A 12,705-nucleotide genomic window follows, 5' to 3' on the forward strand; every position below is an offset into this window, starting at 1 on the left:
GACCGGCGCTGCGACGGCGACCTACTCTGGTGAAATGACAATTCTCGTGACGGGAGCAACCGGAAACGTCGGCAGACTCGTGGTGGACGAACTGATGCGCGCTGATGCCCCACACGTGCGCGCTTTGACCGTGAACCCCACGCGGGCGGCGCTACCCGGCGAAGTGGAAGTCGTCGAAGGGTATGTGGGCAAGCCTCATTCACTCAGCGGGGTGTTCGACGGCATCGATACCGTGTATCTCGCGCCGGTCCCCGCGGCAGCGCGGGAAGTTGCGATCCTCGCGCGCGACGCCGGGGTGCGCCGGTTCGTCACCCTCACCGGCGGACCGGGAACCGACTGGTACGGCATCGAGGCCGACGTCGAAGCGTCCGGCCTCGAATGCACCCACCTCGAACCAGGCGAGTTCATGACCAACGCGACCATCTGGGCAGAGCAGATACGCACGACGGGTGAGGTCCGAGGCACGTATCCGACCGCGGCGAATGCCCCGATTGCGCTCGAAGACATCGCTGCGGTCGCGGCGCAGGCACTGCTCGGCGAGTCCCATTCCGGCCGAACGTATGAACTCACCGGGCCACAGTCGCTGACTCATCCGCAGATGGTGCAGGACATCGGTTCGGCGCTCGGGCGCCACGTGCCGTTCGTCGAGGTGTCGCGGGAGGAAGCGGAAGCGGTGCTTGCTCGCTCGATGGGGGAGTACGCCGGGTGGTATCTGGATGGTCGGGCGCTGCTCGTCGATCATCCACAATCGGCATTGACGACGGTCGAGGAGATTCTCGGCCGGCCCGCGACGACCTTCGCTCAGTGGGCCGTCGCGAATGTCGAATTGTTTCGCTGACCCGTAGAGCGCCTCACTCGTGCGGCGCGCCGAGTGCGCCACCCGGGGACAGTTCCACGGCGTCGATACCTGACCGCTGCGCATGGTGGACGAACTCGGCTCCGGGGCCGAAGAACAATCGGGGGCGCACGGCATCGAGGCCGACCGGCCACAGAGTGCCGTAGTGGACCGGTACCGCCACGCCTGCCGCCACGAGACGCGCGACGACCGCCGCCCGTGACGGATCGAGGTGGCCGTTGCCCAGGGTCGGGCCCCAGCCTCCGACGGGAAGCAACGCGATGTCGACGGGGCCGACGTGGTCGGCGAGGCCCGGATACAGATCGGTGTCGCCGGCGAAGTACGTCCGGCGGTCGCCCTCGACGACGAAGCCGATGGCCGGCGCGAGTTCCGGGCCGCGTCGCCAGCGTCGTCCGTCGTGTCGGGCGGGCACGGCTCGGACAGTGATGCTGCCGATCCGTATCTCGTCGCCGGTTCGCAGCGGCACCAGGCGGTCGTCGAAACGGCGCAGTGCGGGCAGACCGTCGATCGCTCCCCACGGGGTCACGATCGGAATACTCGGATCGAGCAGCCGCAACGACGGTAGATGTGTGTGGTCGGCGTGCAGATGCGAGAGCAGGACCGCGTCCGGGTTTCGCACGTGCGGCCCGCTGGGAGTGGGACCCCGTCGGCGGCGCAGATGCGCGACGCGGTCGGTCAGCACCGGATCGGTCAGGACGACCGTTCCTCGATCCGCGATCAGCGTGCTGGCGTGTCCGAGCCAGCGCACATCGGACGGGACGGCATCTCGACCCGCAGTGGCGTTCACGACCCTTACGATTCCAGACGAGGGAAGGAACTGCGATGCGCACGGTGAGTGGCATGGTTCGGGTGCTCGTCGAGTTCCTTGTGCTGTGGGGGTCGTCGGCGCTCGCGATCATCGTGCTCGACCGCATCCTCGGCGGCATCACCTTGGATCCGTCCGGCTTCGCTCCGATTCCGACCCTTCCGGCCGCGCTGGCGCTGTCGTTGGTCTTCGGGCTGTTCAACGCGGCACTGTGGCCCGTGATGATGCGGTTGATGTCATGGATCGGCCCGGTGCTGTTGTTCGTCGGGGTGTTCGTGGCCGGTGGACTGCTCATGCTGTTGACGCTCTACCTCGTACCGTTGGCGTCGGTGGACCGATGGCAGGATGCGTTCTTCCTCGCGGCGCTGCTCTCGCTGTTCACGTCCGTGGTCTCGGGTGCCATCGCTTCTCGTTCCGATATCGCGTACCGGGTGATGCAGGTACGCCGACAACGGTTCCGATTGCGTCGCCACAGGGTGCTCGCGGACGCGTTGCCGGGGTTGCTGTGCATCCAGATCGACGGACTCGGCTACGACGTGCTGCGCCGCGCGATCGCCGACGGTGTCACGCCCGGGTTGGCAAAGCTGGTGCGCGAGACCCACCGCCTGATGCCGTGGCAGACCGACTGGAGCAGTCAGACGGGCGCGACCCAACTCGGCGTGCTGCACGGCTCGAACCACAACGTGCCGGCCTTCCGCTGGTACGACAAGACCACCGGACACATCTCGGTATTCAGCAACCCGGCCGACAACGAACAGCGAGAACTCGAACGCAGCGACATTCCCGGGCTGCTCGCGAGCGATGGTGCGAGCCGCGGCAACCTGTTCACCGGCGGCGCGCACGACAACGTTCTCGTTGTCAGCCGCATGCGTGGTGCGCGCCTCGGTGGCGGTGCCGGCTACCGCGACTATTTCGCCGATCCGGCGAGTGCACTGCGCACCGTCATCAGGATGGTTGCCGAACTGCAACGGGAAATACGTCAGTCCCTGCGGCAGAAGCGAAAGGACATTCGGCCGCGGGTGCCGCGGGGCGGGCTGTATCCGTTCGTCCGGGCGTTCGCGACGGTGCTGGCCACCGACGTCGCCGCTGCCGCGGTGGTCGGAGATCTGATCAAGGGGCGCAGCGCCGTCTATCTCGATCTGATCGGGTACGACGAGGTGTCGCACCACTCCGGTATCTCCCGGCCCGAGACGCTTGCGGTGCTGACCAAGCTCGACGACGTCGTCGAGATGCTGCTCGCCGTGGTGGCGCAGGCCGACCGGCCGTACCGCGTGGTGGTGCTGTCCGACCACGGCCAGAGTCAGGGCGCGACCTTTCTGCAACGCTATGGGGAAACACTGGGGCAGTTGGTAATCCGGCTGGAATCGACGCGCGAATCGGATGCTGTCCGCCATCGGCCTGGATCCGACCTCTCGCCCCGACCTGGAGCAGAAGGACGTGGTTACGCCGCTGCGAGTGTGCATTCGCCGGCCGCCGGCGAGGAGGCGCACACGTCTACGGGTGAGCCGATCGTGCTCGGCTCGGGCAACCTCGGTCTGATCTATTTCCCGGACCTGCCCGGTCGTGCCGACATCCACGCCATCGAGGCTGCTCACCCCGGGTTACTCACCGGCCTGCGGGAGCATCACGGGATCGGCTTTCTGCTCGTGGCGGCACCGGGCGGATCCGTGGTGCTCGGGCCTCACGGCCAGGTCGACCTGACTACCGGTGAGGTGACCGGCGACGACCCGCTGGCGGTGATGGGCGACGACGCGCTGGCGAAGGTGCGCCGCACCGACACCTTCGACAACGTCGCCGACATCATGGTCGGCGGCGCGTACTGGACCGACACCGACGAGGTTGCGGCGTTCGAGGAGCAGGTCGGTTCGCACGGTGGGATGGGCGGACCGCAGAGCACGCCGTTTCTCATCTACCCCGCAGACCTGCCTGCACCGCCTGCGCCACTGCATGGTGCCGAGATGGTGCACAAGGTGCTGGTCGGATGGCGGGATCATTCGACCGGACCGCACACAGCGGAAACTCGGCGCGACACGGCAACGCGCGGGGGCAACCTGGGGCGCGCGAGGCCCCGAGGCTGATTGCGGAAGGCCGGCTCGATCCTTGCGATTCCCCGAGGGCGTCCCGCCCGAGCTCTCCGCTCAGATGGGCTTCCATGCGCAATACACTGGCAGGTGTGGAACCGGTCGTCGATTATTCCACCCGCGCAGTAGCGGAACCGCTGCGCGGACTGGTCGACGGCTACCTCGGCTATCGCATGACGGGGTTTCCTGCGGGAATCCACCGCGGCCTGCCGTCGCGGCACATGACGTTCATCGTGAGCATCGGGGCCCCGATCGTCGTGTGCGCGCAGACAAATCCGGCGCAACATCCCGACAGCTACCGGTGTGTACTCAGTGGTCTGCAGGCGTCGACCGCGCTGATCGCTCACGACGGCAGCCAGGAAGGTGTCGTGATCGAACTGTCGCCCGTGGGGTGTCGCGCCCTGTTCGGAATGCCGGCGGCCGAGTTGTGGGACGGCTCCTTCGAATCCGCCGACGTGCTGGGACAGGTGGGGGACGAGCTCTGGGAGCGACTGCAGGGACTCCTCGATTGGCCCGAGCGGTTCGATGCGTGTGACAGGGTCCTGCTCCGGCTGCTGCGGGAGAAGACCGTTGCTCGCGAGTTGGCGGCCACGTGGCAGGGGATCGTGGAAGGCGGCGGGGCGCTGCCCGTCTCCCGGCTCGCAGCGCGTACCGGCTACTCTCGCCAGCACCTGACTCGGTTGTTCCACAACGAATTCGGGCTCGGACCGAAGCTGGCGAGCAGGGTGGTCCGGTTCGAACGGGCCCAGCTGGCGCTGCGGTCGCCGCGATGGCGCGGATCCGTCGCGGACGTCGCTGTGTCGTGTGGTTACTCCGACCAGGCGCACTTGACGCGGGAGTTCGTCGATCTTGCCGGCTGCACGCCCCGGGAATTGATCGGTGGGGATCTTCCAATCGTTCAAGACGATGCTGTCCTTGAACCATGATGCTCGGACTATGAACACATCGATCGACGCCACGTTCCACGCACTGCTGAGAGGGTGGGCGGACGCACTCGTTGCCGACGACGCCGACCGGATCGGCGCCTTTGCCGAGCCCGACTGGATGCTCGTCGGACCCGAGGGCGGTGCGGTCGGACGCGAAACGTTCCTCGCGTTCGTCGCGTCCGGAGACCTGACGCATTCGGCGATGGACTTCACGGTGCTGGACGCGCGGGTGTACGGCGACGTCGCGGTGGTCCTGGCGCACGGTACCAACCGGGGGAGCTGGCGCGGCGAACCGTTCGCGGCCGACGAATGGGTGACAGATGTCTTCGTTCGGCGCCCCGGTGGGTGGCTGTGCGCACTGTCCGCCCTGACCCCGAACTACGCCGCAGCCCACGAGACTGCACCGGAAGGGAGTTCCTCATGAACACTGTCACGCCGCACTTGCTGTACGAGGATGTGGAGAGCGCGTTGTCGTTTCTGACTCGAGCTTTCGGGTTCGAGGAGACACTGCGCTACAACGATCCCGCGGGGTATGTCAGCCACGCCGAGATGAGACTGGGCGAGGCGGTGATCATGCTGGGCGATCCCGGCCCGGACTATCGCGGCCCGGGCCGTCGCGGTGGCGCGACGGTGCAGATTCACGTCCAGGTGGACGATGTCGATTCGCTCTGTCGTCGGGCGCGGGAGGCAGGGGCGAACATCACTGCCGATCTCGAAGACCAGCCGTACGGCGACCGCAGTTTTTCGGCGGACGATCCCGAGGGCCATGCGTGGACGTTCGGACAGACGATCCGCGAGGTGGCACCCGAGGACTGGGGGGCCGTCGCTACCTGAGGACTCGGTGTAGTCATGTTCGAAGCGATGTTTCTCCACTCCGGCGCCGGGGAACCCGGTGGGCATGTCCGTCCTTGTCGCAACCGAGAGCACCCGAGGCACTACCCGGCGCGCCGCCACGGTGATCGCGGGGTCGCTGGCCCAACACGGATTCGAGGTCACACTGGGAACCCTGTCCGACCTCGAACGGGCCGCGGAGTTCGAGGCCATCGTCATCGGGAGCGACGCGGAGGGTGACGGCTGGCCCGACGTCGCGCGCGAGGCGTGCAGGCGTCACGCCCCAGCTCTGACGCAACGGCTGGTCTGGTTGTTCTCCGGCCCTGCACCCGACGGCGCGACGAGGGGCAACATCGACCTGTCCGAACTGGCGGTGACGGTCACGGCACGGGACTACAAGTACTTCCCGGCGACAGATACCGAGCGGATCCTGTCGTGGACGGCGTTCATTGCCGATGAACTCCTTGGGCACAGCTGACCTACGCCCGTCGGTTCACCATCGTCCTCAGACGCCTACGTGATCCACGATGATCTGTTTCGCTGCGCTCCACGCGGGTGAATGGACGTCCCCGAACTCGCCGTGCCCGAGCCCGTCGAGTATGTGCAGCTCGGCAGGGTCACCGGCTGCCTGTGACGCCTGGACATACGTGCGTGACTGGACGGGGTTCACTGTCTGACCGGCGGTACCGTGCACAGCCGTCACCGGCAGGCCGACGGGAAGATGCTCGATCGGTGAGGCAATCGCGTAGCGGTCGGGATGGTCCTCGGGCATGCCGTCGAGCAGCTCGCGTACGAACCCGTCGTGCCCAGCAGTGGCAGCCAGCGACAAATCGAACACCCCGGCCATGATGGTCGCGCTCAGCGGACGGATCTGCGGTTGCGAGCCCGGGGCATCCGGGGGAAGGGTATGGCGTCCTGCGATCCAGGCGGCAAGGTGCCCTCCTGCCGAATGTCCGGCGAGGTGCACTCGTTCCAGATCGAGACTCCCACCGGCTGCGTCCTGCACAGAAGTCGCGAGTGCTTCGGTGGCGTCGTCGGCATCGGCGAGCGTGATCGGCCATCCTCCGGTGCCCTCGACACGTCGGTATTCGATGTTCCAGACCGCGATGCCTTCGTCGGCAAGCGATTGCGAGAGCGGCTCGAAATACGACAGATCGTGATCTTCGAGCCACCCTCCACCGTGCACCATCACCACCACTGGGTGCGGGCCGTCACCGGCGGGCAGATGAAGGAATCCGTAATTGTCGGCGTCGTCTCCGTAGGAGACACGTAGTGTTTCCGGCTGCGTGGTGTGCTCGGCTCCTGCGATGTCACCCTGGGAGTTCGAACAGCCGGCAGCAACAGCGACGGCCGTCAGAAATACCGCAATTCTCAGCCTTGTTGATCGGGTCGACTTCATTCGGCACACCTTTGTCGTCGAAGCACGGAAGATCACCGGTCGCTGTTCATGCTGCAATACTGCAGGATATGTCGCTCGGACCACGCGAGAAACACACAACGTCGGGTCAGCCGAGAGTTTCAGCGATCCGTCGGGCCACGTAGGCCGCATCCTGGTCGGCGCCGTGCAGGGTTCCAGACAACATTGTTCGCTGGTATTCGAGCCCGACATACGCGAGACCCTTGTGGATACGCGAGATGCCCGAGCGATGGAGGGGAAACCCTTGGGTATCGAACTGCTCGAGACCGGCGAGATGGCCGAGTGCGGGACGGTAGCCAGTGGCGAGAATGACGGTATCCACCTTGTCCTCACGTTCATCGGCCCAGCGCAGAACGCTTTCCCGCGCGCCGACGAACATCTCGCGCCGCTCGGGCGCACCGTCGTCGATCATCTGCTTGTAGCCCTGTGTGTCGACCACGGGTATCGGCGTGTGACCGAACCACCGACCGATCGGTAAGCGTCCCGCACGTGAGAGCCACGTCCAGAACCGGGAATTCGGCGGAATCGGAGTGTTGGTCGCGTAGTGGATCGGATGGCGAGACGCCAGCACGACTCTCGAGTATGCGGAGAGTTCGACCGCGATTTGTACTGCGGAGTTGCCGGCGCCGACCACCACGACACTGTGGTCACCGAAGCGTTCGGGGGAGCGGTACTCGGCAGCGTGGATCACTTCGCCGGTGAACTCGTCGAGCGCTGGAATGTGGGGCCGACGCGGATTCGAGAATCCTCCCGTTGCCGAGATCACCGCGCGCGACGCAACGGTCTCGCCGCCTGCTCCGTGGATCAGGAAGTGCTCGCGCCGGCGCGACACGCGCTCGACGGTGAATCCGGTGCGCACTTCGGCGGTGAGCGACTTTGCGTAGGATTCCAGGTACTCCGCCACTTCGATGCCGCTGGGATACCGGTGGGGACTACCCGGAAAAGGCTCTCCGCGGAGGGAATTGAGATGTGCGGGCGTGAACAGGGTGAGGCTGTCGTAATAGTCGCGCCACGACCCGGCGGTCGTCGCTCTCTTTTCGAGCAGTGTCGTGGACAGCCCCCGCTGTGTCAGTTCACGCGCGACGGCCAATCCTGCTTGGCCGCCGCCGATTACCACTGCATCCCATTCCACGCGGTTCACCTGTCCGTCTACTTGCACGTCAGGTGTCACCGTATCGTCTATGTCCATGGATTTTCGGATGTGCCTTTGTTGGTCAGGGCAGCGGCTCACCGGTCTCGAGCAAAGTCTTCAGACTGGACATGAACGCCGGCCAGCCGTGCTGGACGGACTCCAGAACCTTGCTCTCAGGTCCGATGAAGTCATCGTGGGTCAGCGTCAGCTTGACTGTCTCGCCGTCCTGTTCGAGTTCGAACGTGACCCGCGACGCCGGTTCTTCGGCCAACTCGGCGTACTCGCTGCCGGCGTCGGCGGCGACCTTGAAGGTGTAGGCCAGGCGTTTGCCCGGTTCGGATTCCAACACGACCTCCCCGGTCTCGACCCGGGTGCCGTCCGGGTCGATTGCGATGATCGGTGATCCGACCTGCCAGTCCGATTCCATGGCCATCCCACCGAACCAGCGACGGATGAAGGCGGCGTCGGTCAGTGCCTGCCAGAGCTTCTCGGGAGTGGTCTGGATATACGTGACGTACACGAACGTGGGCTTGCTCATCGGTCGGTCCTCCAGGGATCGTTTCAGGTCCGCGAGCGCGTGGAGGCGTTCGCGGTCGTACTTGCCGATCCAGCGATCGGCGATCTCGCTGATGGGGGCGGGATTGAGGTAGTGCAGACGCTCCCGACCATGCCGCACGGTCGCGACGAGGTTTGCGTCGATCAACACGGCGAGATGCTTCGTCACTGCTTGCCGGGACATCTCCAGTCCCTCACGGAGCTCTCGCAGGCTCTGCCCGTTACGCATGTTGAGGCGGTCGAGTAGTCGTCTGCGGTTGGCGTCGGAGAGCGCCTTGAATACCTCGTCCATGCCACCATCACCTCTTCGGGCAACCTTCAGGTTGCCTATTCCAAAATAAGCAACCTGAAGGTTGCCTGTCAAGGTCGCCTGGTACGGCACACGGCAGTGAGCGCTGATCGAGGCAGCTTCCGTAGCTCCGGGTCGGAGGCTAACCGCGCGCGGGACGCTCGCGCCGACCCTGCGCCTCCACCACTACCGGGGCAGCGAGCTCCACGGCGAGCAGCAGATCATGGAAGCGGTGGGGCCGGCCCAGGGTGGCGCGGGTCGCGAGCCGGCCGACACCTCCGAGCGCCATCAGTCCGGCGAGCACACGCATCCGGTTCAGGTCCGGTTCGGGGCGAGCCGCGGCGTCGAGCCAACTCACACCGTAGCCGGCGAAGACGGGGCCCATGAAGCGCACGTGTGAGTCCACGGTCGCGTCATCGGTCATGCCGGGTTCCCCGGATACTCCGCCGACGAGCTGGATCCCTCCGATCGCGATGCAGGTCCATCCGGTCACGCGTCCTAAGATTCTCAGGGCTGACATGAGCCCATGATGACAGACACAGCGTGTGTCCGGACCGCGCCGACGATTCCGATGATCCACATCAGACATGAATGCCGAAGGTCTCGATCTTCCGATAGAGCGATGATCGGGCGATTCCCAGCGATTTCGCTGCTGCGACGCGGTTGCCGCCACATTCGCGGAGCGCCACCACGATGGCATCGCGTTCGGTGCTTTCCATCGTCGTCATCGTTCGACGAGGTGCAGAACTGAGTGCGGGTGGCAGATCTGCGGCGGTGATCGCCCCCGCCGGCTTGACACGCAGGGCGAACTCGAGAGTGTCCACGAGTTCGGTGACGTTGCCCGGCCAGTGATACTTCCTCAGCACCCGCAACGCGTCATCGCGAATATCCGACTCTCGGTGAGGCGCTCTCTGCCCCAGTAACATTCGGATGATTGCCGATATGTCATCGGGGTGATGCCGTAAAGCGGGGACGTCGAGTGTCGTGGCGAAGTTTCGGGCGAGGACCGAGTGCAGGAGTCGACTGCCATCCGTGGATGAAGTGGCGACGATCCACCGTGCTGGATAGCTGCGCTGGTCGGTGGACACCAGATCGGAGACGATCCGGTCCTGTTGTGCGTCGAGCAGATCGATATCGCGCAGAACGATTGTGGTGGCGGAAGACTCGATCGCCTTGCTCACGCCCGCCTCCACGGACTCGGTGGCATCGCACTCCACGACGATGATGGGTGCCTGCGGATTCTTGTACAGGTGCGCGCCGCGGGCAAGAGTGAGCCTGCCGCTCCCGCCTTCTCCTCGCAGGATCGTGTTGGCCTCTGACGAGGCGAGCGCGACCAGCTCACTACTGCACCGGGCCCACTGTGGTGACGAACCCGTCGACCCCGGCAGCGCAGGAATGCTTCGGTGGCGCGTGATCGTGCGTGTGGGGCGCGGCGACCGTTCGACTTCCAGAATCACGCCCGCGACCTCGACACCGTCCTCGATTATGTGGCGCTTGACCGTGATGGTTCCGCCCGAGGGCAGGCGAAGGTCGAGTTGGGTGATCTGCGAGGGGCCGAGCAGTGCATGCGCCTCCTCGCGGAGGAACGCCTCATCGATCGGATCGAGGAGGCGAGAACCGATCGAGTTCGACATGAAGACACCGCAGCTCAATGAGTACACCGCGGCCTGCCGCCGCCGACACGCCGCCAGAAACTCTCCCAGTACGAGCTGTTGCTTCTCCGATCCAGTCGAACGGAGTGCGGACTCGATGTCCCGGGCAGCCCCGAGCGCGAGTTGACGCATCAGTGGGTTCGCCTCCCGGGCGAGGCCGGTGATGTCGATCAGCCCTTCGACACGCCCGAGAATCGGATTGTGGATAGGCGCGCCGGCACAGGTGAAATCGTGGATTGCCTCGTGGAAGTGTTGGCGCCCGTTGACGTAGACGGCCATCCCCGTCTCGAGGGCTGTGCCGACGCCATTGGTACCGATGACGTCCTCTGAGTAGTTGAACCCCGGCGCGAAGCAGACACTGTCCAGCTTCGCGGCAAGGGCAGGATCGTTGTCGCGGCGCAACATGACCTGGGCATGCTCGTCGGTCAGTGCGACGCTCAGCGACATTCCGGTCAGGTCGTCGTGAAGGCGATCGAGGATCGGTGAGGCGCATTGGACCAGCCTGCGTCGCAGGTCGAGGTCTTCGACGAACTGGAGACGAGGAGGGTTCGAACCATCCGGTACTACACCGGCCCGGCGAGATCGCTGCCACGACCGGGCGATGAAACTCGAGACATCGTCGGTTGTGGACAGGGATGTCGCGGGTCGACGGTCGGTAGTCACTCGCCTTCTCCGGTGGTCATTGTCCATCGCATCTCCGTCCTGCATGTCTCCGACTTTCCACATCACTGTGTCGCAGATCACCCTCCTCGAGTGTCCCAGAATGAGACATCGGTGGGAAACCCGCCTCAACTCGGGGCGGGCTCGGGTGCGATGGGTGAGTGGCTGAGCCACCGGACTGCGCCTCCCGGACCCAATAGGTGCATGATCCGGGAGGCGCGGCCCAGCTCAGGGCGAGGGGATGAAGCCGTAGGTGACGAACATGGTGGCTCCGCCAGTGGCGAAGTTCTCGATGTCGGCGGCGGCCTGCCCTTCTGGGTCGAAGGACTCGGGGTTGTCGGGGTGGCCGTAACAGACGATGAGGTGATGCACTGGATTCCCTTCGAAGATGTTGCTGCGCGGTGTAGCCGGTCAGACCTCGATGTCGAGGAGATCTCCGAGGTGGCGGTCGATCTGAGGCATGTAGGTCGGTGAAACACCGAACAGCCCCAAGTGGCCGAGGGTGTCTTCGACGACCCGCAGTTCGCTGTCCTTGATCAATTTCTGCTCGGGTGCGCAGTCCCGCACCGGGAACAGCTGATCTTCGTCGATGGGCATGACGAAGGTCTTGGCGGTGATTCGACCGAGTGCTGCAGCCAGATCGCCGCCGGTGTGGCGGGCGACGTCACCGCGCTGCCACGCCCATGATTGAGTGAGTAGCGCGTTGGGATCCATCGCAGTGAAGTAGGGTTCGAGGAATCCGGCGAGGAATGCGTCCTTGGAGTCGAAATCCATTGCCCGCCAGATCTCCTGCTTCCAGAACTCGGTCGAGAAGCCGAGAACTGCCCAGATATGGGCTTGCCGTGTCAGACCGTCGACGACCTGTTCGTGGGAGGTGTACTCACCGCCGTTCCATCCCGGATCCGACTGGATCGCTTCGCGCATGATCTGGGCGATCAGAAAGTCGCCCGGCGTGTTCTGCGCAGTGCCCGCAATCGGTGCGGCACGCAATACCTTGTCGGGGAATCGCACTGCCCATTCGTAGGTCTGCTGAGCTCCCATCGATCCGCCGGTCACGAGCGCAAGCCGCTCGATACCGAAGTGCTCCCGCAGCAAGCGTTCCTGCGCGATCACGTTGTCACCGATACGGACGTGCGGGAACTTCGACATCGCAATACCTGAATTGGCTCCGTCGGCATTGTGCGGTGAAATCGACAGCCCGCTGCCGATCTGATCGATGCAGACGATGAAGTACTTCTCCGGGTTGAGCGCGTGATCGGGGCCGATATAGACATCCCGCCAGATCTGGTGCGTACCCGAGTACCACGTCGGGATGAGGATCGCGTTGTCCTTGGCCTCGTTCAAAGCGCCGAAGGTTGCTACCGCGAGCCGGCACTCGGGTATGGAACCGCCTTCCTCCAAATCGAGTGGTCCAATGCTGATCACATCGTAATCGCCATGAAATTCACTTGTGTAGTACGGGTTCTCGGTCATGGTCGTCCTCCTCGAGCGAGCAGATGAA

14 protein-coding genes are annotated in these 12,705 nt (G+C 64.9%); 6 read left to right on the plus strand and 8 right to left on the minus strand.

Annotated features, from left to right (window positions below):
* The first annotated feature begins 34 nt into the window (after positions 1 to 34).
* Positions 35 to 838: an NAD(P)H-binding protein gene (locus Q7514_RS24610; protein WP_330135886.1), complete on the plus strand. Its 804-nt coding sequence runs from the start codon at positions 35 to 37 to the stop codon at positions 836 to 838.
* A 13-nt stretch (positions 839 to 851) separates the two neighbouring features.
* On the opposite strand, the gene Q7514_RS24615 is transcribed toward Q7514_RS24610, so the two are convergent.
* Positions 852 to 1,643 (minus strand): MBL fold metallo-hydrolase, encoded by a 792-nt coding sequence (locus Q7514_RS24615; RefSeq protein WP_330135887.1) that lies wholly within the window; start codon positions 1,641 to 1,643, stop codon positions 852 to 854.
* Positions 1,644 to 1,678: 35 nt separating this feature from the next.
* Between Q7514_RS24615 and Q7514_RS24620 the strand changes: the two genes are divergently transcribed.
* The 5 genes from Q7514_RS24620 (at position 1,679) to Q7514_RS24640 (ending at position 5,977) form a co-directional block, all read left to right on the plus strand.
* Complete coding sequence (locus tag Q7514_RS24620; RefSeq protein WP_330135888.1) at positions 1,679 to 3,739, plus strand: phage holin family protein; 2,061 nt, start codon at positions 1,679 to 1,681, stop codon at positions 3,737 to 3,739.
* 95 nt (positions 3,740 to 3,834) lie between these two features.
* Positions 3,835 to 4,668, plus strand: a complete 834-nt coding sequence (locus tag Q7514_RS24625) for a helix-turn-helix domain-containing protein (protein ID WP_330135889.1) — start codon at positions 3,835 to 3,837, stop codon at positions 4,666 to 4,668.
* A 10-nt stretch (positions 4,669 to 4,678) separates the two neighbouring features.
* On the plus strand, positions 4,679 to 5,092 hold the full coding sequence (locus tag Q7514_RS24630; RefSeq protein ID WP_330135890.1) for a nuclear transport factor 2 family protein: 414 nt from the start codon (positions 4,679 to 4,681) through the stop codon (positions 5,090 to 5,092).
* Complete coding sequence (locus Q7514_RS24635) at positions 5,089 to 5,502, plus strand: VOC family protein (protein ID WP_330135891.1); 414 nt, start codon at positions 5,089 to 5,091, stop codon at positions 5,500 to 5,502. Before Q7514_RS24630 ends, Q7514_RS24635 begins: the two co-directional genes overlap by 4 nt.
* Positions 5,503 to 5,566: 64 nt before the next feature.
* Positions 5,567 to 5,977 (plus strand): flavodoxin domain-containing protein, encoded by a 411-nt coding sequence (locus tag Q7514_RS24640; RefSeq protein WP_330135892.1) that lies wholly within the window; start codon positions 5,567 to 5,569, stop codon positions 5,975 to 5,977.
* A 27-nt stretch (positions 5,978 to 6,004) separates the two neighbouring features.
* Here Q7514_RS24640 and Q7514_RS24645 read toward each other — a convergent pair whose 3' ends face one another.
* The 7 genes from Q7514_RS24645 to Q7514_RS24675 all read right to left on the minus strand — a co-directional run bounded on the left by Q7514_RS24645 (position 6,005) and on the right by Q7514_RS24675 (position 12,677).
* Entirely contained in the window at positions 6,005 to 6,898 is an 894-nt protein-coding gene (locus Q7514_RS24645) for an alpha/beta hydrolase family protein (RefSeq protein ID WP_330135893.1), read from the minus strand.
* A gap of 106 nt (positions 6,899 to 7,004) precedes the next feature.
* Positions 7,005 to 8,048, minus strand: a complete 1,044-nt coding sequence (locus Q7514_RS24650) for a flavin-containing monooxygenase (RefSeq protein WP_330135894.1) — start codon at positions 8,046 to 8,048, stop codon at positions 7,005 to 7,007.
* Between the two features lie 82 nt (positions 8,049 to 8,130).
* A complete protein-coding gene (locus tag Q7514_RS24655) occupies positions 8,131 to 8,895 on the minus strand; it encodes an ArsR/SmtB family transcription factor (RefSeq protein ID WP_330135895.1) in 765 nt (254 codons plus the stop codon).
* 139 nt (positions 8,896 to 9,034) lie between these two features.
* Complete coding sequence (locus Q7514_RS24660) at positions 9,035 to 9,592, minus strand: DUF4345 domain-containing protein (protein ID WP_330135896.1); 558 nt, start codon at positions 9,590 to 9,592, stop codon at positions 9,035 to 9,037.
* Positions 9,474 to 11,207 carry a sigma-54-dependent Fis family transcriptional regulator gene (locus Q7514_RS24665; protein ID WP_330135897.1) on the minus strand — a complete coding sequence of 578 codons (1,734 nt, stop codon included), beginning with the start codon at positions 11,205 to 11,207 and terminating at the stop codon, positions 9,474 to 9,476. The genes Q7514_RS24660 and Q7514_RS24665 overlap by 119 nt, the downstream gene beginning before the upstream one ends.
* Positions 11,208 to 11,432: 225 nt before the next feature.
* Positions 11,433 to 11,576, minus strand: a complete 144-nt coding sequence (locus Q7514_RS24670; RefSeq protein WP_330135898.1) for a hypothetical protein — start codon at positions 11,574 to 11,576, stop codon at positions 11,433 to 11,435.
* A gap of 39 nt (positions 11,577 to 11,615) precedes the next feature.
* Positions 11,616 to 12,677 carry an alpha/beta fold hydrolase gene (locus tag Q7514_RS24675; RefSeq protein ID WP_330135899.1) on the minus strand — a complete coding sequence of 354 codons (1,062 nt, stop codon included), beginning with the start codon at positions 12,675 to 12,677 and terminating at the stop codon, positions 11,616 to 11,618.
* Positions 12,678 to 12,705: the final 28 nt, after the last annotated feature.

This window comes from Rhodococcus artemisiae (genome assembly GCF_036327795.1).
GTDB classification, from domain to species: domain Bacteria; phylum Actinomycetota; class Actinomycetes; order Mycobacteriales; family Mycobacteriaceae; genus Rhodococcus; species Rhodococcus artemisiae.